This window comes from Streptomyces sp. TSRI0107 (genome assembly GCF_001905845.1).
GTDB lineage: Bacteria > Actinomycetota > Actinomycetes > Streptomycetales > Streptomycetaceae > Streptomyces.
On the sequence record NZ_LIVZ01000003.1, the window covers coordinates 700,682 to 723,445 of the forward strand.

20 protein-coding genes and 1 pseudogene are annotated in these 22,764 nt (G+C 73.7%); 13 read left to right on the forward strand and 8 right to left on the reverse strand.

The genetic code is table 11. The features are described 5' to 3' along the window. Positions 1–175: 175 nt before the first annotated feature. The 5 genes and pseudogenes from AMK31_RS10105 to AMK31_RS10120 all read left to right on the forward strand — a co-directional run bounded on the left by AMK31_RS10105 (position 176) and on the right by AMK31_RS10120 (position 4,084). Complete coding sequence (locus AMK31_RS10105; protein WP_073940052.1) at positions 176–595, forward strand: VOC family protein; 420 nt, start codon at positions 176–178, stop codon at positions 593–595. A gap of 12 nt (positions 596–607) precedes the next feature. After that, positions 608–700: pseudogene (locus tag AMK31_RS41445) on the forward strand (TetR/AcrR family transcriptional regulator); the annotation flags it as partial. Positions 701–925: 225 nt separating this feature from the next. Further along, entirely contained in the window at positions 926–2,347 is a 1,422-nt protein-coding gene (locus AMK31_RS10110) for an amidase (RefSeq protein WP_073940053.1), read from the forward strand. Between the two features lie 95 nt (positions 2,348–2,442). Further along, entirely contained in the window at positions 2,443–2,889 is a 447-nt protein-coding gene (locus AMK31_RS10115) for a type II toxin-antitoxin system PemK/MazF family toxin (protein WP_073940054.1), read from the forward strand. A 112-nt stretch (positions 2,890–3,001) separates the two neighbouring features. Then, positions 3,002–4,084: a glycoside hydrolase family 5 protein gene (locus AMK31_RS10120; protein WP_073940055.1), complete on the forward strand. Its 1,083-nt coding sequence runs from the start codon at positions 3,002–3,004 to the stop codon at positions 4,082–4,084. Here the strand turns inward: AMK31_RS10120 and AMK31_RS10125 are convergent. Further along, positions 4,074–4,919, reverse strand: a complete 846-nt coding sequence (locus AMK31_RS10125; protein ID WP_073940056.1) for a TIGR02452 family protein — start codon at positions 4,917–4,919, stop codon at positions 4,074–4,076. The two genes, AMK31_RS10120 and AMK31_RS10125, sit on opposite strands and share 11 nt — an antisense overlap. Positions 4,920–5,176: 257 nt before the next feature. Here AMK31_RS10125 and egtA point away from each other — a divergent pair, with 257 nt between their 5' ends. Genes egtA through egtD form a run of 4 tightly spaced genes read left to right on the forward strand, consistent with a single transcriptional unit; the run spans position 5,177 to position 9,604 of the window. After that, on the forward strand, positions 5,177–6,481 hold the full coding sequence (egtA, locus tag AMK31_RS10130) for an ergothioneine biosynthesis glutamate--cysteine ligase EgtA (RefSeq protein WP_073940147.1): 1,305 nt from the start codon (positions 5,177–5,179) through the stop codon (positions 6,479–6,481). Further along, positions 6,478–7,860, forward strand: a complete 1,383-nt coding sequence (gene egtB / locus AMK31_RS10135) for an ergothioneine biosynthesis protein EgtB (protein ID WP_073940057.1) — start codon at positions 6,478–6,480, stop codon at positions 7,858–7,860. The genes egtA and egtB overlap by 4 nt, the downstream gene beginning before the upstream one ends. Further along, positions 7,860–8,645 (forward strand): ergothioneine biosynthesis protein EgtC, encoded by a 786-nt coding sequence (gene egtC, locus AMK31_RS10140; protein WP_073940058.1) that lies wholly within the window; start codon positions 7,860–7,862, stop codon positions 8,643–8,645. The genes egtB and egtC overlap by 1 nt, the downstream gene beginning before the upstream one ends. Next, positions 8,642–9,604 (forward strand): L-histidine N(alpha)-methyltransferase, encoded by a 963-nt coding sequence (gene egtD / locus AMK31_RS10145; protein WP_073940059.1) that lies wholly within the window; start codon positions 8,642–8,644, stop codon positions 9,602–9,604. Before egtC ends, egtD begins: the two co-directional genes overlap by 4 nt. A 48-nt stretch (positions 9,605–9,652) precedes the next feature. On the opposite strand, the gene AMK31_RS10150 is transcribed toward egtD, so the two are convergent. Further along, positions 9,653–10,921: an extracellular solute-binding protein gene (locus AMK31_RS10150; protein WP_073940060.1), complete on the reverse strand. Its 1,269-nt coding sequence runs from the start codon at positions 10,919–10,921 to the stop codon at positions 9,653–9,655. Between the two features lie 221 nt (positions 10,922–11,142). Between AMK31_RS10150 and AMK31_RS10155 the strand changes: the two genes are divergently transcribed. Beyond that, positions 11,143–11,358: a dodecin gene (locus tag AMK31_RS10155; protein WP_073940061.1), complete on the forward strand. Its 216-nt coding sequence runs from the start codon at positions 11,143–11,145 to the stop codon at positions 11,356–11,358. Between the two features lie 5 nt (positions 11,359–11,363). Here AMK31_RS10155 and AMK31_RS10160 read toward each other — a convergent pair whose 3' ends face one another. Further along, on the reverse strand, positions 11,364–11,855 hold the full coding sequence (locus AMK31_RS10160; RefSeq protein WP_073940148.1) for a phosphatase domain-containing protein: 492 nt from the start codon (positions 11,853–11,855) through the stop codon (positions 11,364–11,366). 405 nt (positions 11,856–12,260) lie between these two features. Here AMK31_RS10160 and AMK31_RS10165 point away from each other — a divergent pair, with 405 nt between their 5' ends. From AMK31_RS10165 to AMK31_RS10175, 3 genes are all read left to right on the forward strand, one after another. Continuing rightward, positions 12,261–13,268, forward strand: coding sequence for an LLM class flavin-dependent oxidoreductase (locus AMK31_RS10165; protein WP_073940062.1), 1,008 nt, complete (start codon positions 12,261–12,263; stop codon positions 13,266–13,268). Between the two features lie 46 nt (positions 13,269–13,314). Next, the gene (locus tag AMK31_RS10170) at positions 13,315–15,663 is read left to right on the forward strand and encodes an ATP-binding cassette domain-containing protein (RefSeq protein WP_073940063.1); all 2,349 of its coding nucleotides are present in this window, start codon (positions 13,315–13,317) and stop codon (positions 15,661–15,663) included. A 119-nt stretch (positions 15,664–15,782) separates the two neighbouring features. Then, positions 15,783–17,135, forward strand: coding sequence for a S28 family serine protease (locus AMK31_RS10175; RefSeq protein ID WP_073940064.1), 1,353 nt, complete (start codon positions 15,783–15,785; stop codon positions 17,133–17,135). Here the strand turns inward: AMK31_RS10175 and AMK31_RS10180 are convergent. From AMK31_RS10180 to AMK31_RS10200, 5 genes are all read right to left on the reverse strand, one after another. Further along, positions 17,125–17,988, reverse strand: coding sequence for a lysophospholipid acyltransferase family protein (locus AMK31_RS10180; RefSeq protein ID WP_079186787.1), 864 nt, complete (start codon positions 17,986–17,988; stop codon positions 17,125–17,127). The two genes, AMK31_RS10175 and AMK31_RS10180, sit on opposite strands and share 11 nt — an antisense overlap. Then, complete coding sequence (locus tag AMK31_RS10185) at positions 17,988–18,761, reverse strand: GNAT family N-acyltransferase (RefSeq protein ID WP_073940065.1); 774 nt, start codon at positions 18,759–18,761, stop codon at positions 17,988–17,990. The genes AMK31_RS10180 and AMK31_RS10185 overlap by 1 nt, the downstream gene beginning before the upstream one ends. Before the next feature lie 167 nt (positions 18,762–18,928). After that, positions 18,929–19,954, reverse strand: a complete 1,026-nt coding sequence (locus AMK31_RS10190) for a hypothetical protein (protein ID WP_073940066.1) — start codon at positions 19,952–19,954, stop codon at positions 18,929–18,931. Between the two features lie 115 nt (positions 19,955–20,069). Next, positions 20,070–20,816, reverse strand: a complete 747-nt coding sequence (locus AMK31_RS10195) for a succinate dehydrogenase/fumarate reductase iron-sulfur subunit (RefSeq protein WP_073940067.1) — start codon at positions 20,814–20,816, stop codon at positions 20,070–20,072. Beyond that, a complete protein-coding gene (locus AMK31_RS10200; RefSeq protein WP_073940068.1) occupies positions 20,813–22,762 on the reverse strand; it encodes a fumarate reductase/succinate dehydrogenase flavoprotein subunit in 1,950 nt (649 codons plus the stop codon). Before AMK31_RS10200 ends, AMK31_RS10195 begins: the two co-directional genes overlap by 4 nt. Positions 22,763–22,764: the final 2 nt, after the last annotated feature.

Genomic DNA, 22,764 nt, shown 5'->3' on the forward strand with positions numbered 1-22,764 from the left:
AGCTCCTTCGGCGTCGGGTACGACGGCTCGCCGCGCCGGGCGTCGCCTTGTGGGCGGTGCTCGGGCCGTGCGGCGCTCCAGGGTACGTCCCGCCCCTTCCGCCACGGCGAGCCGGTGTCGGTGCCCCGCGCTACTCTGCGCCTGTCCGGTCATTCACCCCATACCGGGAGGATTCATGCCCTCGCGTCTCAACCCGTACATCAGCTTCGGCGGCGACGCCCGGCAGGCCATGGAGTTCTACAAGGAGGTGTTCGGCGGCGACCTCAAACTCAACACCTACGGCGACTTCGGCCGCCCGGACGCCCCGGAGGCCGACAAGATCATGCACGCCATGCTGGAGACCCCCAGCGGCTTCACCCTGATGGGCGCCGACGCCCCGCCCGGCACGGAGCACTCGACCGGCAACAACTTCGCGGTGAGCCTGAGCGGCGACGACGAGGACGAGCTGCGCGGCTACTGGGAGAAGCTGTCCGCCGACGGCACCGTGTCCGTGCCGATGGAGAAGCAGATGTGGGGCGACGTGTTCGGCATGTGCACGGACCGGTTCGGCGTCATGTGGATGGTCGACATCACCGGGCCGGCGGCGAACGGCTGACCCGGAGATCTTCAGGTCGCCGACCGGTGGGCGCCGCCGACCGCCGAGGACACCTGCCTGGACGGACTCCGGGCCCTGGTCGACGGCCTCCCCGCCCACCGCTGAAGCGGCTCGCCGCGGGCGCCGGACGGGGTTCGCCTTCGCGTGGCCTTCTGGTGCGGTGGACGGGAAAACCGCCCCGGTCGGGTCATCGATGGTTTGCGCTCGGCCGCGGACGCCTACCAGAACATTCATGACCTTCGGCGAACCACCCCGCCCGGCACGGACGTTCCCAGCGGGGCCGCCAGAGGTTACCGTTCGGTAGACAACGCGCTCCCGGAGGTGCCCCGCATGACGCACGCCCCTTCCGCAGGACTGGCCGAGACCGCCCGCGCCCTCGCCGCCGGCGAGGTGACCTCGCGGGCTCTCGTCACCGAGGCCCTGGCCCGGATCGAGGCGACCCAGGGCTCCCTCAACGCCTTCCGGATCGTCCGCGCCGAGGCGGCGCTCGCCGAGGCCGACGCGGCGGACCGGGAGCTGGCGGCCGGGGTCCGCCGGCCGCTGCTCGGGGTGCCCGTGGCCGTCAAGGACGACATGGACGTGGCGGGCGAGCCGACCGCGTTCGGCTGCCAGGGCGTCTTCCCGCCGGTCGCCGAGGACGGCGAGGCGGTACGGCGGCTGCGCGCGGCCGGCGCCGTGATCGTCGGCAAGACCAACACCTGCGAGCTGGGCCAGTGGCCGTTCACCGAGGGGCCCGCGTTCGGTGCCACCCGCAACCCGTGGCACCCCGACCACACGCCGGGCGGCTCCTCCGGCGGCAGCGCGGCCGCGGTCGCGGCGGGCCTGGTGCCGGCCGCGCTCGGCTCCGACGGGGCCGGATCGGTCCGCATCCCCGCGTCCTGGACCCATCTGATCGGCATCAAACCGCAGCGCGGACGCATCTCGACCTGGCCGCGCGGCGAGTCCTTCCAGGGCATCACCGTCAACGGCACACTGGCCCGCACGGTCGCCGACGCGGCCCTGCTGCTGGACACGGCGAGCGGCAACCACGACCGGGATCCACACCGGCCGCCGACGCTGAAGACGTTCGAGGCGGCCGGCCGCGACCCCGGCCGGCTGCGTATCGCCCTGTCCCTGAAGCCGCCGTTCACCGCGCTGCCGGCCCGGCTGGACCCCGAGATCCGCGCCCGGGTCACCGAACTCGCCGAGCGGCTGGCCGGGCTGGGGCATGTCGTCGAGGAGGCCGACCCGCCCTACGGGCAGATCGGGCTGACCTTCGTGCCCCGGGCCACCGCCGGGATCGCCGAGTGGGCGCGCGACGCCCCCGACCCCGCGCTGCTCGACCCGCGTACCCGGGGCGCCGCCCGGCTGGGCCGGCTGCTCGGCGGGGCACCGCTGAAGGCGGCACGGCGGGCGGAGGCGGTCCTGCACCGCCGTATCGGCGGGTTCTTCACGTCGTACGACGTGGTCCTCGCGCCCACGACGGCCACTCCCCCGCCCCGGATCGGCGCCCTGCTCGGGCTCGGCCCGCTGGCCACCGACCGGGCGATGATCGCCGCGTGCCCGTACGCCTGGCCGTGGAACGTGCTGGGGTGGCCCGGCGTCAACGTGCCCGCCGGGTTCGTCGGCGGCCTGCCCGTCGGCGCGCAACTGCTCGGCCCCGCGCACAGCGAACCCCTGCTGGTGTCGCTGGCCGCCCAGTTGGAGGCGGAGCTGCGCTGGCACGGGCAGCGGCCGCCGCTCAAGGCGCCTGCGGAGTCTCCTGCGGCGTAAGGGCGTTCGTAGCCGGTCGCATCCGGTCGCATCCGGTCGCCGTCGGTTCGCACCCGTTCGCAACTCCCCTGCGCGCTTCCCGCTACCGTGACCCCGTGACCGCGCTGACCGATGACACCACGCCCGGCCGCCGAGGCCCGTTCGCGACCACCGAGGCCGACCCGCGTGAGGTCGGCCGGGTGCGGACCGAGTACTCGCCCGCGTGCGACGGCGACCCCGATCCCGGGGAGATCGTGTGGACGTGGGTGCCGTTCGAGGAGAACGACGGGCGGGGCAAGGACCGTCCGGTGCTGGTGGTGGCCAGGGAGGCGGCGGGCACGTTCCTCGCCGTGCAGTTGTCCAGCAGACGGCACGACGGCGACCGGGAGTGGGTGCCGATCGGGCACGGTCCGTGGGACCGGTCGGGGCGGGACTCGTGGGTGGACGTGGACCGGGTGCTGCGGCTCCACGAGCGGGGCATGCGGCGGGAGGCCTGCGCGCTGGACCGCATGCGGTTCAACCTGGTGCGGCACCGGCTGAGTCAGCGTTACGGCTGGAGCTGACGCGAGGGGCGGTCTCACCGGGCAGGGTTGACCGTGCCCTGCCAGGGCGCTACTTTCCCCTCGCCGTAAGGAAACTTTCCTGACAGTCCGGCCGCCCCCACCGGAGGACGTCATGCGCAGACCCCTGTCGACTCTCCTCACCGGGACCGCCATCGCCGGTCTCGGCCTGTTCCACAGCCCGGTCCAGGCAGCCCCCGGCCCCACGGTCCCCTCCGTATCCGCATCCGCCTCGGCCTCCGCCTCCGCTCCCGCGAACACCCCCGCCGCGATCAACGGCCGGCTGAAGGTGTGCGGCGTCAAGCTCTGCAACCAGTACGGCAAACCCGTACAGCTGCGCGGCATGAGCAGTCACGGCCTGCAGTGGTACAGCCAGTGCCTGACCGACGGCTCCCTGGACGCGCTCGCCGGCGACTGGAAGGCCGACGTACTGCGCATCTCGCTCTACGTCCAGGAGGGCGGCTACGAGACGAACCCGCGCAAGTTCACCGACCGGGTGCACCAGCTCATCGAGATGGCCACGGCCCGCGGCATGTACGCCCTCGTCGACTGGCACCAGCTCACCCCGGGCGACCCGAACCACAACCTGCAGCGGGCCAAGACGTTCTTCACCGAGATCGCCCAGCGCCACCGCGGGAAGACCAACCTGCTGTACGACATCGCCAACGAGCCCAACGGGGTGAGCTGGTCACGGATCAAGTCCTACGCGGAGCAGCTCATCCCCGTGATCCGCGCCCAGGACCCGCACACGCCGATCCTTATCGGCACCCACGGCTGGTCCTCCCTCGGCGTCTCGGACGGCCGCGACGAGACGGACGTCGTCGGCGATCCGGTCCGGGCGAGCAACATCATGTACACGTTCCACTTCTACGCCGCCTCGCACGGCCGGGAGTATCTGGACGCGCTCGACCGGGCCTCGGACCGGATCCCGGTCTTCGTCACCGAGTTCGGCACCCAGGAGGCCAGCGGCGACGGACCGAACGACTTCGGCCGCACCCAGCAGTACCTCGATCTGATGGCCCGCAAGAAGATCAGCTGGGTCAACTGGAACTTCTCCGACGACCACCGCTCGGGAGCGGTGTTCGAGCCGGGCACCTGCGACCCCGGCGGCCCCTGGACGGGCACCGCCTCCCTGAAGCCGGCCGGGGCCTGGATCCGTGACCGGATCCGGACTCCCGACGCCTTCCCTACGAGCTGAGCCGACGCTCCGGGAAGGTCCGTGCGAACGCCGCCCGGACCACCGCGCCGGGCGTGCGGTCCAGCACTCCGAACACCACGTGCTCGAAGACGCCCGCGAACCGGCCGCCGGGACGCAGCAGGCCCTGGAAGGCGCCCGCCACCTGGGCCGGGTCGTTCTGGAAGACGCCGCAGCCCCAGGCGCCGAGCACCAGGCGCCGGTGGCCGTGGAAGGCGGCCGTCTCCAGGACGCGTTCGGCGCGGGTGGCGAGGGTGCGGGGCAGTTCGACGGCGCGGTGCGGGGCGGTGCGGCGGACGACGCCCGCGTTGGGGGCGGCCGCCGTCAGGAAGCCGACCGTGAACGGCTCGTCGAGCAGCCCGCCCCGGTCGTCACGGAAGACGGGGACGTCCGGGGTGTGGATGACGCGGTCCGTGTAGAACGGGTCGCGGTGGGCGCGGTGGTGGTCGTAGAACTCCGGGGCCCGCAGCAGGCAGGTGTACAGCGCCGAGGCGCGGCACAGGGCCTCCTCCTGGGCCTGGGCGCCGTTCAGATAGCCGCCTCCCGGGTTGCGGGCCGAGGCGAAGTTCAGCACCGCCGTACCGGCGCCGAGGCGGCGGGCGGCCTCCAGGCTGCTCTCCCCGGTGACCTCCACCAGGGTGTCCGCCGTCGGCGTGTCCGCTGTCGGCGCGGGCACCGCCGGCAGCGCCACCGGCTCCGGGCCGTGCATCCGGGTTCCGGCCCGGGCCGCCTCGATGGCCTCCACGAGGGGCACCGCGCGGCCGTCCGGCGCTCGGTAGGCCCCCGCGGCCACGATCTGTTCCGTCTCGCGTGCGATGCCGCGCAGGCGCGCGCTCACGGCGCCACCCCCGTAGCCGCCGTGGCCGCGCGCCGCGCGGCCTCCCCCGTCGTGCTCATGAACGAATCCTGAGCGATCCTGGTCGTGCGGTGCAACAGAGTTTCGCGGCCCCGCGCGGACCCGGCATGCCGTCCGGAAGGCCTCGATTTGCACCCTTGTCCGAACGGGCGAGAGGGTCTTGGGTGGGACGAGTGTGCCGGTCCGGAGCTCCCGGGCCCCGGGCCGGTGGCATGGAGGAACCTCAGAAGGGACCCGACATGTCCGATGCCGTGAGCGACTGTACGGATGCCCGCACCGCCGTCACCGAGGCCGAGGTGGAGGCGCTGGTGCGGGGCATCTGCTTCAAGACCGGACCACCCCGTTCCCTCGGCGTCGAGGTGGAATGGCTGGTCCACGAGCTGCGCGGGCCGCAGCTCCCCGTGACACCCGAACGGCTCGAAGCGGCCTACGCCGCCCTGCGCGCCACGCCCCTGGCGTCCGCGCTCACCGTGGAACCCGGCGGCCAGCTGGAGCTGAGCTCGCCGCCCGCCGCCTCCCTGATGGAGTGCGTGCGCACCGTCTCCGCCGACCTGGACGCCGTCCGCGCGGTCCTGCGTGAGCGGAGCCTGGCTCTCGTCGGCGTCGGCCACGACCCGTGGCACGCGCCGCGCCGGTTCCTGCGCCAGCCGCGCTACGACGCCATGGAGACCTGCCTCGACCGCACCGGCCCGGCCGGCCGCGCCATGATGTGCGCCTCGGCCTCGGTGCAGGTGTGTCTCGACGCCGGGTACGAGGAGCCCGGCCCGCTGGGGCATGTGCGGCGCTGGTGGCTGGCGCATCAGCTGGGGGCGGTCCTGGTGGCCGCGTTCGCCAACTCCCCGCTGGCGGGGCGTACGCCGACGGGCTGGGTGTCCACCCGGCAGCTGCGGTGGGCGCAGATCGGCGCGGGCCGGGCGGGCGCGCCGGCGCTGGACGCCGATCCGCGCGGTGCCTGGGCCCGGCGGGTGCTGGACGCGCCGGTGATGTGCGTGCGGCGGGACGGCGGCCCGTGGGAGGTGCCCGACGGGCTGACCTTCCGTGAGTGGACCCGGTCGCGGACACCGCGCCCGCCGACCTCCGACGACCTCGACTACCACCTGACCACCCTGTTCCCGCCGGTCCGGCCTCGGGGCCACCTGGAGCTGCGGATGATCGACGCGCAGCCCGGCGACGACGGCTGGATCGTGCCGCTCGCCGTGGTCGCGGCGCTCTTCGACGATCCGGAGGCCGCCGAGACCGCCTACCGCGCGGTGAAGCCGCTGGCCGAGCGTTCCCTCGGGCTGCCCGCGCCGCACAATCCGCTGTGGTTCGACGCGGCCCGTGACGGGCTCGCCGATCCGGAGCTGTGCGAGGTGGCCCGGGTCTGCTTCGCGGCGGCGCTGGACGCGCTGCCCCGGCTGGGTGCCACGACCGAGGTGACGGACGCCGTCGCCGCGTACCGCGACCGCCATGTCGTCCGCGGCCGCTGCCCCGCCGACGACCTGCTCGACCGGCTGCTCGGGGCGGACCGCCGCCCGCCGCACGGGAAGGACCTCAGTTCATGACCGAAACCGCTCCTGAAACCGCTGCCGACACCCCCGCCGGCACCGCTCCCGGCATCGCCCCCGAGACCGTCCGGGACCTCGACGCCGAGGCCTTCCGCGCCCGCGCCCTGGCCTCGCTGAACACCGCCCGCGACCGCACCACGCTGCTCACGACGTGTGTCGACGAGCCCGATCTCACCGCCCAGCACTCGCCGCTGATGTCGCCGCTGGTGTGGGACCTGGCGCACATCGGCAACCAGGAGGAGCAGTGGCTGCTGCGGGCGGTCGCCGGGCAGGAGGCGATCCGGCCTGAGATCGACAGCCTGTACGACGCCTTCGAGCATCCGCGCGCGGAGCGGCCGTCACTGCCGCTGCTGCCGCCCGCCGAGGCCCGCACGTACGCCGCCGACGTGCGCGGCCGGGTGCTGGACGTGCTGGAGGGCGCCGCCTTCCACGGCACCCGGCTCACCGAGGCGGGGTTCGCCTTCGGGATGATCGCGCAGCACGAACAGCAGCACGACGAGACCATGCTGATCACCCATCAGCTGCGCAAGGGGCCGCAGGCGCTCACCGCGCCGGACCCCGAGCCGGTCCCCCTGTTCACCGGACCGGCCGAAGTCCTCGTGCCCGGCGGCCCGTTCACCATGGGCACGTCCGCCGAGCCGTGGGCGCTGGACAACGAGCGCCCCGCGCACCGCCGTGACATACCGCCCTTCCACATCGACACCACGCCGGTGACGAACGCCGCCTACCAGGCGTTCATCGAGGACGGCGGGTACACCGAGCCCCGCTGGTGGACGGCCGAGGGCTGGGCGCACATCCGGCGCCACTCCATCAGCGCCCCGCTGTTCTGGCGCCGGGACGGCGGGCAGTGGCTGCGGCGCCGGTTCGGGGTGACCGAGGTGGTGCCACCGGACGAGCCGGTGCTGCACGTGTGCTGGTACGAGGCGGACGCGTACGCCCGCTGGGCCGGGCGGCGGCTGCCCACCGAGGCCGAGTGGGAGAAGGCGGCCCGCCACGACCCGGCGACCGGCCGCTCGAGGCGCTACCCGTGGGGCGACGCCGACCCCGGGCCCGAGCACGCCAATCTCGGCCAGCGGCATCTGCGGCCCGCCCCCGCCGGGAGCTACCCGGCCGGTGAGTCCCCGCTGGGCGTACGGCAGTTGATCGGCGACGTGTGGGAGTGGACGGCGAGCGACTTCCTGCCGTACCCGGGATTCCAGGCGTTCCCGTACAAGGAGTACTCGGAGGTGTTCTTCGGCCCCGACCACAAGGTGCTGCGCGGCGGTTCCTTCGCGGTGGACCCGGTGGCCTGCCGGGGCACGTTCCGCAACTGGGACTATCCGATCCGGCGGCAGATCTTCGCCGGCTTCCGCACGGCCCGCTCGCGGGACGTCTGATGTGCCGTCATATCGCCTACGTGGGGCCGGAGCAGCCGCTGGGCGCGCTGCTGGCCGAGCCTCCGCACGCGCTGTACCGGCAGTCGTGGGCGCCCCGGCGGCAGCGGTACGGGACGGTCAACGCCGACGGGTTCGGGGTGGGCTGGTACGCCGACGAGGACCCGGTGCCGGCCCGTTACCGGCGCGCCGGGCCCATCTGGGCGGACCAGTCCTTCGCCGATCTGGCGCGGGTCGTCCGCACCCGGGCACTGCTGGCGGCCGTCAGGGACGCGACCCTCGCCGGCGCGGACGCCGAGGCCGCGGCGGCGCCGTACGCCTCGGGCCGGTGGCTGTTCAGCCACAACGGCGCGGTGAAGGGCTGGCCGGGATCGCTGGCCGCGCTGTCCCGGAGCCTGCCGCCCGAGGATCTGCTGTCCCTGGAGGCCCGCAACGACTCCGCGCTGGTCTGGGCGCTGGTCCTGGCCCGGCTGCGGGCCGGGGACGATCCGGGGCGGGCGCTCGCCGACACCGTGCCGGAGGTCGCCGCGGCGGCCCCCGGCTCCCGGCTCAACCTGCTGCTGAGCGACGGCGCCGCCGTCACCGCCACCACCTGGGGCGACACCCTGTGGTACCTGGTCCGGCCGGGTGGCGGCACGGTCGTGGCGTCCGAGCCCTACGACGACGACCCCCGCTGGACCGAGGTGCCGGACCGCACGCTGGTCACGGCGAGCCCCACCGAAGTGCGCCTCGCCCCGCTCAAGGAGCCGAGCCAGGCCCCCGCACCACCGAAGGAGCCCCATACGTGAGCCCGTTCCTCGTCACCCGCACCCTGCCCGAGGACGCGACGAGCGCGGCCCTGCGCGCGGACGTCCTGCACGGCCTCACCGGCAACCCCAAGACGCTGCCGCCGAAGTGGTTCTACGACGCCCGCGGCAGCGAGCTGTTCGAGCGCATCACCGAACTGACCGAGTACTACCCGACGCGCGCCGAGCGGGAGATCCTGATCGAACGCGCCGCCGAAATCGCCTCCGCGACCGGCGCCCGCACCCTGGTCGAGCTGGGTTCCGGCTCCTCCGAGAAGACCCGGCATCTGATCGACGCGTTCCCCGGGCTGCGGGTCTACGTGCCGGTCGACGTCAGCGAGAGCGCGCTCACCCAGGCCGGGCAGGCGCTCGTCGCGGAGCGGCCCGGCCTCGCCGTGCACGCGCTGATCGCCGACTTCACCGCCCGGCTGGAGCTGCCGGACACGCCGGGGCCGCGGCTGGTGGCGTTCCTCGGCGGCACGATCGGCAATCTGCTGCCCGCCGAGCGGGCGGAGTTCCTGGCCTCGGTGCGGGCGCTGCTCTCGCCGGGCGACGCCCTGCTGCTGGGCACCGACCTGGTCAAGGACGAGGGGGTGCTGGTCCGGGCGTACGACGACGCGGCCGGGGTGACGGCCGCGTTCAACCGGAACGTGCTGTCCGTCGTCAACCGTGAGCTGGGCGCCGACTTCGAGCCCGACGCCTTCGACCACGTGGCGTTGTGGGACGCCGAGCGGGAGTGGATCGAGATGCGGCTGCGCTCCCGCGACGCGCAGACCGTGAAGATCCCGGCGCTCGACCTCGCCGTGGAGTTCACGGCGGGCGAGGAACTGCGCACCGAGGTGTCGGCGAAGTTCCGCCAGGACGGCGTACGCGGTGAACTGGCCGCCGCCGGACTGGAGCTGACGCATTGGTGGACCGACAGCGGGGGCCGCTTCGCGCTGTCGCTGAGCGTGGTGCCATAGCCCGGGAGCCCGGCCGGCCCGGTCCCGTACGGGGGCCGGGCCGGGAGGTCAGCCGGCGGGGGCCGTCAGCGCCTCGGTGATGCGGCGCGAGGCGCGGCGGGCCTCCGTCGCCGGGTCGGCGCCGGTGAGCACCTTCGTCATGTACTCCTTGATCGGGTTGTCGGCCTCGACCTTCGCCCAGTCGGGCGTGCTGGGCGTCGCCCGCCCCTGTGCCGCGCCGGCGGCCATGGCGGCGACGCCCTCCTCGCCCGCCACCTTGCCGGCCAGGGTGGTCTTGTTGGGGACGTAGTTCATGGTGCGGGCCAGGTCGGTGTTCCACTCGGCGCCGGCCAGCGCCTCGACGACGGCGATCGCGCCGTCGCGCACGTCGGTGTTCTCCGGTACGACGAGATCGGAGCCGCCGGTGAAGACGGCGCCGGGCTTGTCGGCGGTCTTGCCGGGGACCGGGAAGAAGCCCAGCTTGCCCTCCAGGTCGGGGTTCTGCTGCACCACGGCCCGGGCGAGTCCCGGTACCGCGACGATCTGCGCCACCCGGCCCTGGGCGAACACCCCGGCCTGGGGCGGGTGTTCCTCGTCGGCGTCGACGGGGCCGTCACCGAGGGCCTGGAGGCGCCGGTAGAAGTCCATGCCGCGCAGGGCGGCCGGGGTGTCCAGGCTGCCCCGCCAGCTGCCGCCGTTCTCCTCGGCGAGGTCGCCGCCCTCGTCCCAGACGAACCCGGCGAGGGTGTACCAGTCCTGTCCGGCGAGGTAGATGCCCTGGTCGCCGCCGGAGTCGAGTTTCGCGGTGATCTCAAGCCACTCCTCGCGGGTCTTCGGCGGGGCGGTGACACCGGCCTGTTCGAAGAGGTCCGTGCGGTAGATGACGACGCGGTTGGCGGCGTACCAGGGGATGCCGTACTGGGCGGACATCTGCTGGCCGGGCTCGGCGAGGCCGGGCAGCCAGTCGTCCATGCCCCAGTCCCGCATGGACTCCAGGGTCAGGTCGAGCAGTCCGCCGCCCTCGATGTACTGCGGGACCTGGGTGTTGCCGACCTCGATGACGTCGGGCGCGTCCGCGTCCTCCGAGTCCAGCGCGGCCTGCACCTTCTCGCCGATGCCGGTCCATTCCTGGATGCGGATGTCGAGGTCGAGGTCGCCGTGGGTGCGCTCGAACTGCTCGGTGAAGCGGTCCAGGAACTCCCGGGAGGCGCTGTCCTTCATCAGCCAGACGACGACGGTGCGCCGTTCGGGGGCGGTGTTGCCGGGCACCAGACCGCAGCCGGTGACGAGGGATGCGGTGAGGGCGCAGGTGACGGCGAGCAGACGGCGACGTCTCACGAGGGGTCCTGTTCTGTCTGTGGACAGGGGTGCGGAAGCCCGACGTGGGGGGTGAGCGGAAAACTCGTACGGGTGTGCTCGGATTTTGGTATGGACCAATGCGGAGGTCAAGCGATTCCGGCCGACGGCTCGGCGCCGGCCCGACGCCTCGCGGTCCGACGCGGCTTGGGGCACGGTGGAGTGACGCGTGACACAGCCGTCACGGCGGAGAGGAGCACCCCATGTCGAACCACACCTACCGGGTCACCGAGATCGTCGGCACCTCCCCCGAGGGCGTCGACCAGGCCGTCCGCAACGGCATCTCCCGCGCCTCGCAGACCCTGCGCTACCTGGACTGGTTCGAGGTCACCCAGGTGCGCGGCCAGATCGAGAACGGGCAGATCGCCCACTGGCAGGTGGGCCTGAAGGTGGGCTTCCGGCTGGAGGACGCGGACTGAGCCCGTCAGGTCCGGCCCTCGCGCTCCTGCGCGACCTTCAGGTCTGCCGACGGGGTGGCCCAGCGCGCCCGTACGACGGTGAAGCCGGCCCGCTCGGCGTCCTCGCACACCAGTTCGTCGTCGTCCACGAGGACGTGGATCTCCCGGGTCCGGGCGAGCCGGCGCAGGATGGCCAGCTTGGTGTGCCGGGCGGGCCTGCGGTCGTCGTTGCGCCGCATGTAGACGCGTCCCTCGGGCAGCCCGTGCGCGGCCAGCCAGTCCAGCGTGTCGCGCCGGCATCGCTCGGGCCGCCCGGTCAGGTAGACCACCTCGCACTCCTCGGCGCTCTCCCGCGCCAGCGCGACCCCCTCCGGGAGCGGCGGGTCCTGCGGCGCGGCCGCGAAGAACGCGTCCCAGTCCCGCGGCCTGCGCTCCAGGTACTTCTGCCGGTGCGCGGTGTCGGAGAGGGTGTTGTCCAGGTCGAACACGGCCAGCGGCGGCTTCGCGGTGTCGGTCACACCGCCCACCCTAGGGGGTGTCTCGTCGATCAGGCCGGATCAGGGAGCGACGTCTGGTGCCGTGCATCGCAAGGCGGAGGAGGGAGCCGATGCGGCGCATCGGCGAGTGACGACAACGCGGCGAGGCGCGGCACCAGGCGCCGCGAGCCCGGCATGATCGGCGAGACGCCCCCTAGGGGGTGCGGAGAGAAGTGTGCGGCGCCCGAGGTCAGTGTGGTTACGCGCTGCCCCCAGAAGGGCGGCAGGCCCAGGGGTGGGCCTGTATGGAGTCGAACCACGAAGAACGCGTGACCGGCGCACCGGGCGCCTGGACTCACCGTAGATCGCCTCGACGCGCACCCGCCAGCGGATTACGGCCGTGCCCGGCGGCGGGAATGCCGGCCGGTCGCAGGTGTTGAACCCGGTGTGAGTTCCGTGATCGCCGCGACCCGATTCTCCGTGCTCGACCGTTCCCGCACCCGTGAGGGGCGCCCGGTCGGTGAGGCGCTGCGCGACACCGTGCGCTTCGCGCGGGACGTGGAGCGCCTCGGCTACCACCGCCTCTGGGTGTCGGAGCACCACGGCGTGCCCGGCGTCGCCGGTTCCGCGCCGACCGTGCTGGCGGCCGCGGTGGCCGCCGCGACCCGCACGATCCGGGTGGGCACCGGCGGCGTGATGCTGCCGAACCACCAACCGCTGGTCGTGGCCGAGCAGTTCGGGGTGCTGGAGTCGCTGTTCCCGGGCCGGATCGACATGGGGCTGGGCCGTTCGGTCGGCTTCACCGACGGGGTGCGCAGGGCGCTGGGCCGGGACAAGGGCGACGCCGAGGACTTCGCGGCCCAGCTGGAGGAGTTGCTGGGCTGGTTCCGGGGCACCTCGCCGACGGGGGTGCGCGCCCGGCCGTCCGAGGGTCTGACCGTGCCGCCGTTCGTGCTGGCCATGGGTGAGGGCGCGACGATCGCGGCCCGCGCGGGCCTGCCGATGGTCATCGGCGACCTGCGCGACCGGGAGAAGATGCTGCGCGGCGTCGACCTCTACCGCGAACGCTTCCGTCCGTCCCCGTGGGCGAGCGAGCCGTACGTGGTGATCTCCGGCACGATCGCGGTCGCCGCGACGCCCGAGGAGGCCCGCCGGCTGCTGATCCCGGAGGCCTGGTCCATGGCGTACTCCCGCACCCGCGGCACGTTCCCGCCGCTGCCGCCCGCCGAGCGGGTGGAGGCGTCGGCGATGACCGCGAAGGAGCGGGGCCTGTACGAGTCGGGGCTCGCCGGGCAGCTCGCGGGCACCGAGGAGGAGGTCGCCCACGGGCTGGAGACCGTGCTGAAGGAGACGGGCGCGCAGGAGGTGCTGGTCACCACCAGTACGTACGACCGTGCGGCGCTGCTGGACTCCTACCGGCGGCTCGCGCGGATCGCCGGGCTGTCCCCGGCGTAGAATCGCGGGGTTTGTCCCGCCTGCCCCCGGTTCGGAGTTCCCCCGCATGACCAGCCCGCACGACCCGAACGACCCGTACGTCCGCGTCCGCGGTGCCCGCGAGCACAACCTGAAGGGCGTCGACGTCGACATCCCACGGGACGTGGTGGCGGTGTTCACGGGCGTGTCGGGGTCCGGGAAGTCGTCGCTGGCGTTCGGCACGATCTACGCCGAGGCGCAGCGCCGCTACTTCGAGTCGGTCGCCCCGTACGCCCGTCGGCTGATCCACCAGGTCGGCGCGCCGAAGGTCGGTGAGATCACCGGCCTGCCGCCGGCCGTGTCGCTGGAGCAGCGCCGCTCGGCGCCGACGTCCCGCTCCTCGGTCGGCACGGTCACCAACCTCTCCAACTCGCTGCGGATGCTGTTCTCCCGGGCGGGCGAGTACCCGCCGGGCGCCGAACGGCTCGACTCCGACGCCTTCTCCCCCAACACGGCCGCCGGGGCGTGCCCGGAGTGCCACGGACTGGGCCGGGTGCACCGTACGACGGAGGAGCTGCTGGTCCCCGACCCCTCGCTGTCGATCCGGGAGGGCGCGATCGCCGCCTGGCCGGGCGCCTGGCAGGGCAAGAACCTGCGGGACATCCTCGACACCCTCGGCCACGACGTGGACCGGCCGTGGCGCGAGCTGCCCGCCGAGCAGCGGGAGTGGATCCTGTTCACCGACGAGCAGCCGGTGGTCACGGTGCACCCGGTGCGGGACGCGGACCGCATCCAACGGCCGTACCAGGGGACGTACATGAGCGCCCGCCGGTACGTCATGAAGACCTTCGCCGACTCCAAGAGCCCCACGCTGCGGGCCAAGGCGGAGCGGTTCCTGACCAGTGCGCCCTGCCCCGGGTGCGGGGGCAGCCGGCTGCGGCCGGAGGCGCTGGCGGTGACGTTCGGCGGCCGCACCATCGCCGAGCTGGCCGCGCTGCCGCTGGGCGAGCTGGCGGGCCTGCCGGAGGGCAGCTCGGAGACGGCGCGGGTGCTCACCGCCGACCTCAGGTCACGGATCGCGCCCGTCGTCGAACTGGGCCTCGGCTACCTGAGCCTGGACCGGGCCACCCCCACCCTCTCGGCGGGCGAACTCCAGCGGCTGCGGCTCGCCACCCAGCTGCGTTCGGGGCTGTTCGGCGTGGTGTACGTCCTCGACGAGCCGTCCGCGGGACTGCACCCGGCGGACACGGAGGCCCTGCTCACGGTGCTGGAGCGGCTGAAGGCGGCGGGCAACTCGGTGTTCGTGGTCGAGCACCACCTGGACGTGGTGCGGGACGCCGACTGGATCGTGGACGTGGGCCCGCGGGCGGGCGAGCACGGCGGGCGGGTGCTGTACAGCGGCCCGGTGGACGGGCTGGCGTCGGTCACCGGGTCGGCGACGGCCCGCTTCCTGTTCGACGGCTCCCCCGCCCCGGCACGCCGGGTGCGGGAGCCCCGCGGCGAGGTGCGGCTGGGCCCCGTCACCCGGCACAACCTGCGCGGGGTGACGGCGGCGTTCCCGCTGGGCGTGCTGACGGCCGTCACCGGGGTGTCCGGGTCCGGGAAGTCCACTCTGATCGGGGAGATCACCGAGGAGCTGCCGGGTGTGGGACGGCTGGTGTCGGTCGACCAGAAGCCGATCGGCCGCACCCCGCGCTCCAATCTGGCCACCTACACAGGGCTGTTCGACGTGGTGCGCAAGGTGTTCGCGGCGACGGACGCGGCGCGCGAGCGGGGGTACGGCGTCGGGCGGTTCTCCTTCAACGTGGCCGGCGGGCGCTGCGAGACCTGCCAGGGCGAGGGGTTCGTCAGCGTCGAGCTGCTGTTCCTGCCGAGCACGTACGCGCCGTGCCCCGACTGCGGCGGGGCCCGCTACAACGCCGGGACGCTGGAGGTGACGTACCGGGGCCGGAACATCGCGGAAGTGCTGGACCTGACCGTCGAGTCGGCGGCGGAGTTCTTCGCCGACACCCCGGCCGTGGCCCGCAGCCTCGGCACCCTGCTCGACGTCGGGCTCGGCTATCTCCGGCTCGGCCAGCCCGCGACCGAGCTGTCCGGCGGGGAGGCGCAGCGCATCAAACTGGCGAGCGAGCTGCAGCGCGGCCGCCGCGGCCACACCCTGTACCTCCTCGACGAGCCGACGACCGGTCTGCACCCGGCCGACGTCGAGGTCCTGATGCGGCAGCTGCACGGCCTGGTGGACGCCGGGCACACCGTGATCGTCGTCGAGCACGACATGTCCGTCGTCGCGGGCGCGGACCGGGTGATCGACCTGGGTCCGGGCGGCGGGGCGGAGGGCGGCCGGATCGTGGCGGCGGGGTCTCCGGCGGAGGTGGCCGCGGCGAGCGGCAGCGCCACGGCGCCGTATCTGGCGAGGGCGCTGCGGACCGGGCGGTAGCCGGTCGCGGCAGCCGGTCTCCCCCGCAGGGGGGAGAGACCTCCCTCGCGTGCGTGATCCTCCCCGGCGGCGGGACGGCTGTACTGGAGCCGCAACGTTCCGTGAGAGGGGAGTCGGGGATGAGTACGTGGACCAGGCGGCGGCTGCTCGGTGCGACGGTGGCTTCGGCGACGGCTTCGGCGGCGGGCCTCGCGGTGGCCGCTCCCGCGCACGCGGCGGCGGGTCGGCGGAGCCCTTCCGGTGACGACGGCCTCGTGGCCGCCCTGGGGGCCCTGCCCGGACTGAGGGTGATCGAGGAGCGGCCCGCCGCCGACCCCGGCTACCGCTTCCTCGTCCTCGGTCTGCGCCAGCCCGTCGACCACCGGAACCCCGCGGCCGGCACGTTCGAGCAGCGCCTCACCCTGCTGCACACCGGCGCCGACCGGCCCACCGTGCTCTTCAGCACCGGGTACGCGGCGATGTCGGCCCCGCGGCGCGCCGAACCGACGGTGCTGCTGGAGGCCAACCAGGTCCAGGTCGAGCACCGCTGGTTCGGCACCTCCCGGCCGGACACGTCCGACTACTCACTCCTGACCATCCGCCAGGCGGCGGACGACTACCACCGCGTGGTCCGGCTGCTGCGCGGCCTGTACCCCGGCGCGTGGATCTCCACCGGCAGCAGCAAGGGCGGCATGGCCGCCGTCTACCACCGCCGCTTCCACCCGCACGACGTGGCCGGCACGGTGGCCTACTCGGCTCCGAACAACGTGGACGACCGCGACAACTCCGCCTACGTCCGCTTCCTGGAGCGGGTGGGCACCCGCGAGTCCCGCGACGCCCTGAAGGCCGTGCAGCGGGAGCTGCTGCTGCGCCGCGCGGACCTGGTCGCCCGGTACGCGGCGGAGACGGCGGCCGCCGGCACGGGCTTCGAGATCGCCGGCAGCGCCGAGAAGGCCTTCGAGGCCGCCGTGCTGCGGGTGCCGTTCATGTTCTGGCAGCGCTCCACGGCGGCCGACGCCGCCGCGATCCCCGCGCCGCACGCGACCACGGACGCCCTGTACACGTGGCTGGACGGCATCGCGGGCCTGAACCTGTACGCCGACGCCGTCGCCCGGCAGTTCGTGCCGTACTTCTACCAACTGGGCACCCAGCTGGGCTACGTGTCCTCGCCCGTCGGCCACTTGGCCGGCCTGCTGCGCCACCCGGACGCGATGGCGCCCCGGACGTTCGTCCCCCGGGACGTCCCGATGCCCTTCGACCGGGCCGCCATGCCCGACGTCGACCGCTGGGTCCGCCGCCACGGCTCCCGCATGCTGTTCGTCAACGGCACCCGGGACCCGTCGGTCGCCGAGGCCTTCCACCCCGGGGGCCGCGACTCCCACGTCCTGTGGGTGGAGGGCGGCAACCACGGCGTCGACCTCGCCGACCTGGCCCCGGCCGACCGTGCGCAGGCCGCGGCAGCGCTGCGGCGCTGGGCCGGCGTCAGGTCATAGCGGCCCGCCCTGAGGCGTCGGCACCGGCCAGGGCCCTGCGGGGCGGCGGGAGCGGTACGGCATGGGCGTGACCGCACGCGTCCGGCGGACCCGGCTGGGCCGCCCGGGCCAGGGAACGGCGGTCCGGGTGGCTGCCCGGCGCCAGCAGCGGCCGTACGTCGGCCTCGGCGACCAGCCCGCGCGCCGTCACCACCCGCCACACCGACGCCATCAGCGAGTCGTCGCCGACGAAGGCCACCGTGGTGCTGGCGGTGCCGTCGGCGAGGCGGTAGCGGATGCGGACCGGCTGGACGGGGACGCGGGCGTCCAGCGCGGCCTGGAAGACGGCCCGCCGGAACTCCCCCTGGGCGCGCCCGCACCAGGTGCTGCCCTCGGGGAACACGCCGACCGCCGCCCCGGCCCGCAGGGCCCCGGCGATCCGCGCCACCGTCCGGGGCAGCGCCCGCAGCCGGTCCCGCTCGATGAACAGCGCCCCGCCGCGCGCGGCCAGCGGCCCGGCGACCGGCCACCGCCGGATCTCGGTCTTGGCGAGCATCCGGGCCGGGCGGACGGCGGCGAGCAGCGGTATGTCCAGCCAGGAGATGTGGTTGGCGACCAGCAGCACCCCGCCGTCGGGCGGCGCGGCCCCGGTGATCCGGACCCGCACCCCGGCCGCCCGGACGATCGCCCGGCACCACCGGCGTACCAGGTGGGCGGGGATCCGGGCGCCGAGCGGTGACAGCGCGATCCCGGCGAGCAGCAGGGCCGTGACCGCCGTCAGCCGCAGCACGGCCCGCGGTACCGCCCCGGCGCGGCCCGCCGCCCGCACGCAGGCCCCCGGGGTGCAGGGCGCGCTCGGCAGCCAGACGCTCATCAGGCCGGGACGAGCGAGAGGAAGTGCCGCAGATAGCGCGGGTTGACCCGGCGCATCGACAGCAGCACGTACAGGTCGGCGACGCCGAAGGCCGCGTCGTGCGCGGGCTCCCCGCACACCCAGGCGCCGAGCCGGACGTAGCCGCGCAGCAACGGCGGCAGTTCGGTACGGCCGGCGGGGCGGGCCACGCCCTCGGCCGACCAGGGCAGCAGCGGGCGTACGCGGTACTCCTCGGGGGCGAGGTTGCGCTCCCGCACCCGGTCCCAGGTGGCCGCCGCGAGGGCGCCGCCGTCGGCCAGCGGGATGGAGCAGCAGCCCGCCAGCCACTCGTGGCCGCGGTCGGTCATGTAGCGGGCGATGCCGGCCCAGATCAGGCCGATGACGGCGCCGTCGCGGTGGTCGGGGTGCACGCAGGAGCGGCCGACCTCGACCAGGCCGGGCCGGATCGCGTCCAGCGGGGCGAGGTCGAACTCGCCTTCCGAGTACAGCCGGCCGGCCACCGCGGCCCGCTCGGGCGGCAGCAGCCGGTAGGTGCCGACGACCTGGTCGGTCAGGGTGTCGCGGACCAGCAGGTGGTCGCAGTAGGCGTCGAAGGCGTCGATGTCGTGACCCGGCTGCGGGCTGGTCAGCAGGGCGCCCATCTCCCCCGCGAAGACGTCGTGCCGCAGCCGCTGGGCGGCGCGCACGTCGTCCTCGTCGCGGGCGAGGGAGACGGTGTAGCGGGTGGGCGCCGCGGGCTGCGGGGGGCGGTCGAGGGTGGACACGCCGGTCATGGCTCACTCCTGGTACGGCCGGAAAAGGGGGACGGAGGCGGTACCCCCCGTTTCTTCCGATGCCGTCTGGCCGTCGCGTGACGCGTGACGGGAGCCGGGATGTGGGGTTGTTGAACGGAACGGGCCGGGCCGCCGTCGCCGGTGGACGGCGGCGGCCCGGATCTGCGTCACTTGGGCGGTGTGCAGCCCGCCAGCCAGGCGCCGGTCTCCGCGGCGTCGAGGACCCGTTCCAGGACGAGGTCTCCGGTCATGCCGGGGAAGTACCGTCCGGCGGGCCAGCTGCGCTCGTAGGGCGGCGGGTCGAGGACCAGCAGCCGTACGCCGTCGACCACGGGGATGTCGGAGGGCGTGCCCTCGTTCCACACCCACTCCCCGCCGGGTGTCACGAGGTTGAACGAACCGGTGGTCAGCACCTGGCCGGGCGCGTCCCGGCACACGGCGGCCTCCTGCGCGGACGGGGCCCGGCCGGGCACGTGGCCGCCGCCGACGAGGACGTCCGCGAGCAGGGTGTGCAGCTGGAAGTTGTCGCCGATGCCGCTCATCCGCATCGCGTAGCCGGTGCCGGTCGGGCGGTGCAGCACGACCAGCGGCTCGTCGTCCAGGACGAGCAGGGCGTACGCCAGGCCCTTGACGTCGTACTCGGTGGTCTCCTGCACGGCCCGCAGCGCCCGCAGCAGCCGGGCGCGCAGGGAGCCGTGCAGCGCGGTCCGCACACCGGGGTGGTTGAGCAGGGCGTGGCACGCCATCTCCCACTGGGGCAGCGACAGCCAGGCGAGGGCCGCCTCGGGTCCCACCCGGTCGAAGAGCGCCGGACCGGGCTCGCCCTCCCGCGGGTCGGGGTACTCCCCGCCGCCGGTCTCCTCCCAGCGCTCGCAGAACTCCCCGACCGCGGCCAGCGTCTCGGCCAGCTCCACGAACACGTACGGCGCGCAGGGCAGCGGGTCGGCGCCGCGCTCCACGCAGGCGCCGACGATCACGGCGACGATGCCGCGCGGTCCGGGCGGCACCTCGGGCAGCAGCGCGGCGAGCCGCGGGGCGGCCTGCGCGACCTCGTGCGGGCCCGCGTCCCCGAGGGTGCGGTGCATCTCCTGGAACGCGCGTTCCGCACCGTCCGGGTCCTGTCCGCGCACCGCGGTCTCGAAGGCCGTGACGGCGTCGACGAACCGTCCGCTCCCCTGACTTCCGAAGATCATGCGGTCAGACTATCGAGCCGGGAGACGCGAGACGGGGCCGGGGAGCACCACTCCCGGCCCCGCCCGTCCGCGCGTCACGGCGAACGTTCACGAAGGCGACGACACCCCTGGGGTGTTACCGCTTCACCTTCCGAGTGGCCCGCAGCCACTCCTTGTTCATGCTGGTGATGGACATCAGCGGAATGCCCTTGGGGCACGCGGTGGCGCACTCGCCGGCCAGCGTGCACCCGCCGAAGCCCTCCTCGTCCATCTGCGCCACCATGTCCAGCACCCGGGTCTCCCGCTCGGGCGCGCCCTGCGGCAGCACGTTCAGGTGGTTGATCTTCGCGGAGGTGAACAGCATCGCCGCGCCGTTCGGGCAGGCCGCCACGCACGCCCCGCAGCCGATGCACTCGGCGTGCTCGAAGGCGAAGTCGGCGTCCGGCTTGGGCACCGGCGTGGCGTGCGCCTCGGGCGCGGAGCCGGTCGGCGCGGTGATGTAGCCGCCGGCCTGGATGATCCGGTCGAAGGCCGAGCGGTCCACGACCAGGTCCTTGACGACCGGGAAGGCGGACGCCCGCCACGGCTCGACGTCGATCGTGTCGCCGTCCTCGAAGGACCGCATGTGCAGCTGGCAGGTGGTGGTGCGCTCGGGTCCGTGCGCGTCACCGTTGATCACCAGCGAGCACGCGCCGCAGATGCCCTCGCGGCAGTCGTGGTCGAAGGCGACCGGGTCCTCGCCCTTGAGGATGAGTTCCTCGTTGAGGGTGTCGAGCATCTCCAGGAAGGACATGTCGGGTGAGATGCCGTCCACCTCGTACGTGGACATGGCGCCGTCGGCGTCGGCGTTCTTCTGCCGCCAGACGCGCAGGGTGAGCTTCATGCGTAGCTCCGCTGGGTGGGGTGGACGTACTCGAAGACCAGGTCTTCCTTGTGCAGGACGGGCGCCTCGCCGGTGCCGGTGAACTCCCAGGCGGCCGCGTAGGAGAACTCCTCGTCCTTGCGGGCGGCCTCGCCGTCGGGGGTCTGGGACTCCTCGCGGAAGTGGCCGCCGCAGGACTCGGCGCGGTGCAGCGCGTCGAGGCACATCAGCTCGGCGAGTTCCAGGTAGTCGACGATCCGGTTGGCCTTCTCCAGCGACTGGTTGAACTCCTCGCCGGTGCCGGGCACCTTGATCCGCCGCCAGAACTCCTCGCGGATCTGCGGGATGCGCTCCAGTGCCTTGCGCAGGCCGGCGTCGGTGCGGGCCATGCCGCAGAACTCCCACATGAGTTCGCCGACCTCGCGGTGGAAGGAGTCCGGGGTGCGGTCGCCGTCGACGGCCAGGAGCCGCTCCAGGCGGTCCTGGGTCTCCGTCAGCACCTCGCGCACCTCGGGGGTGTCGTCGGTCAGCGGCTCCTGGTGCGGGTTGCGGGCCAGGTAGTCGTTGAGGGTGGCCGGCAGCACGAAGTAGCCGTCGGCGAGGCCCTGCATCAGCGCGGAGGCGCCCAGCCGGTTGGCGCCGTGGTCGGAGAAGTTGGCCTCGCCGACCGCGAACAGGCCGGGGATGCTGGTCTGGAGGTCGTAGTCGACCCACAGGCCGCCCATCGTGTAGTGCACGGCGGGGTAGATCCGCATCGGCACCTCGTACGGATCCTCGTCGGTGATCCGCTGGTACATGTCGAAGAGGTTGCCGTACTTGGCCTCGACGGCCTTGCGGCCCATGCGCTTGATGGCGTCCGCGAAGTCGAGGTAGACGCCCTGCCCGCCGGGGCCGACGCCGCGGCCCTCGTCGCAGACGTTCTTCGCGGCGCGGGAGGCGATGTCGCGCGGGACCAGGTTGCCGAAGGACGGGTAGATGCGCTCCAGGTAGTAGTCGCGCTCGTCCTCGGGGATCTGGTTCGCCGGGCGGGTGTCGCCCTTGGCCTTGGGCACCCAGATGCGGCCGTCGTTGCGCAGCGACTCGCTCATCAGCGTCAGCTTGGACTGGTGGTCGCCGGTGCGCGGGATGCAGGTGGGGTGGATCTGGGTGAAGCAGGGGTTGGCGAAGTAGGCGCCGCGCCGGTGCGCCCGCCAGATCGCGGTCGCGTTGGAGTTCATGGCGTTCGTCGACAGGTAGAAGACGTTGCCGTAGCCGCCGGAGGCGAGCACGACGGCGTCCGCGAAGTACGTGTCGATCTTCCCGGTGATCAGGTCGCGGGCGACGATGCCGCGGGCCCGCCCGTCGACGACGATCAGGTCGAGCATCTCGGTGCGGGCGTGCATCTCGATGTTGCCCGCTGCGATCTGCCGGCTGAGCGCCTGGTAGGCGCCGAGGAGGAGCTGCTGGCCCGTCTGGCCGCGGGCGTAGAAGGTGCGGGAGACCTGGACGCCGCCGAAGGAGCGGGTGTCGAGCAGGCCGCCGTACTCGCGGGCGAAGGGGACGCCCTGCGCCACGCACTGGTCGATGATCTCGACGGAGATCTGGGCGAGCCGGTGCACGTTGGACTCGCGGGCGCGGAAGTCGCCGCCCTTGACGGTGTCGTAGAACAGGCGGTGGATGGAGTCGCCGTCGTTGCGGTAGTTCTTCGCCGCGTTGATGCCGCCCTGCGCGGCGATCGAGTGGGCGCGGCGCGGGGAGTCCTGGTAGCAGAACTGGACGACGTGGTAGCCCTGTTCGGCGAGGGTGGCGCCGGCGGAGCCGCCGGCCAGGCCGGTGCCGACCACGATCACCGTGTGCTTGCGCCGGTTGGCGGGGTTGACCAGCTTGGCCTCGAAGCGGCGCTTGTCCCAGCGCTCGTTGACGGGCCCGGAGGGGGCCTTGGTGTCGACGACCGGCTCGCCGGTCCTGTAGTCCGCGTAGGTAGTCATCT

Bases quoted from the DNA above. Each gene is read 5' to 3' on its own strand.
- egtA (WP_073940147.1), top strand. From the start codon at position 5,177: ATGTCCGATGCCGTGAGCGACTGTACGGATGCCCGCACCGCCGTCACC.
- AMK31_RS10180 (WP_079186787.1), bottom strand. From the start codon at position 17,988: ATGAGCGTCTGGCTGCCGAGCGCGCCCTGCACCCCGGGGGCCTGCGTG.
- AMK31_RS10110 (WP_073940053.1), top strand. From the start codon at position 926: ATGACGCACGCCCCTTCCGCAGGACTGGCCGAGACCGCCCGCGCCCTC.
- AMK31_RS10185 (WP_073940065.1), bottom strand. From the start codon at position 18,761: ATGACCGGCGTGTCCACCCTCGACCGCCCCCCGCAGCCCGCGGCGCCC.
- AMK31_RS10195 (WP_073940067.1), bottom strand. From the start codon at position 20,816: ATGAAGCTCACCCTGCGCGTCTGGCGGCAGAAGAACGCCGACGCCGAC.
- AMK31_RS10170 (WP_073940063.1), top strand. From the start codon at position 13,315: ATGACCAGCCCGCACGACCCGAACGACCCGTACGTCCGCGTCCGCGGT.
- AMK31_RS10175 (WP_073940064.1), top strand. From the start codon at position 15,783: ATGAGTACGTGGACCAGGCGGCGGCTGCTCGGTGCGACGGTGGCTTCG.
- AMK31_RS10120 (WP_073940055.1), top strand. From the start codon at position 3,002: ATGCGCAGACCCCTGTCGACTCTCCTCACCGGGACCGCCATCGCCGGT.
- AMK31_RS10155 (WP_073940061.1), top strand. From the start codon at position 11,143: ATGTCGAACCACACCTACCGGGTCACCGAGATCGTCGGCACCTCCCCC.
- egtC (WP_073940058.1), top strand. From the start codon at position 7,860: ATGTGCCGTCATATCGCCTACGTGGGGCCGGAGCAGCCGCTGGGCGCG.
- AMK31_RS10105 (WP_073940052.1), top strand. From the start codon at position 176: ATGCCCTCGCGTCTCAACCCGTACATCAGCTTCGGCGGCGACGCCCGG.
- AMK31_RS10190 (WP_073940066.1), bottom strand. From the start codon at position 19,954: ATGATCTTCGGAAGTCAGGGGAGCGGACGGTTCGTCGACGCCGTCACG.
- AMK31_RS10200 (WP_073940068.1), bottom strand. From the start codon at position 22,762: ATGACTACCTACGCGGACTACAGGACCGGCGAGCCGGTCGTCGACACC.
- egtB (WP_073940057.1), top strand. From the start codon at position 6,478: ATGACCGAAACCGCTCCTGAAACCGCTGCCGACACCCCCGCCGGCACC.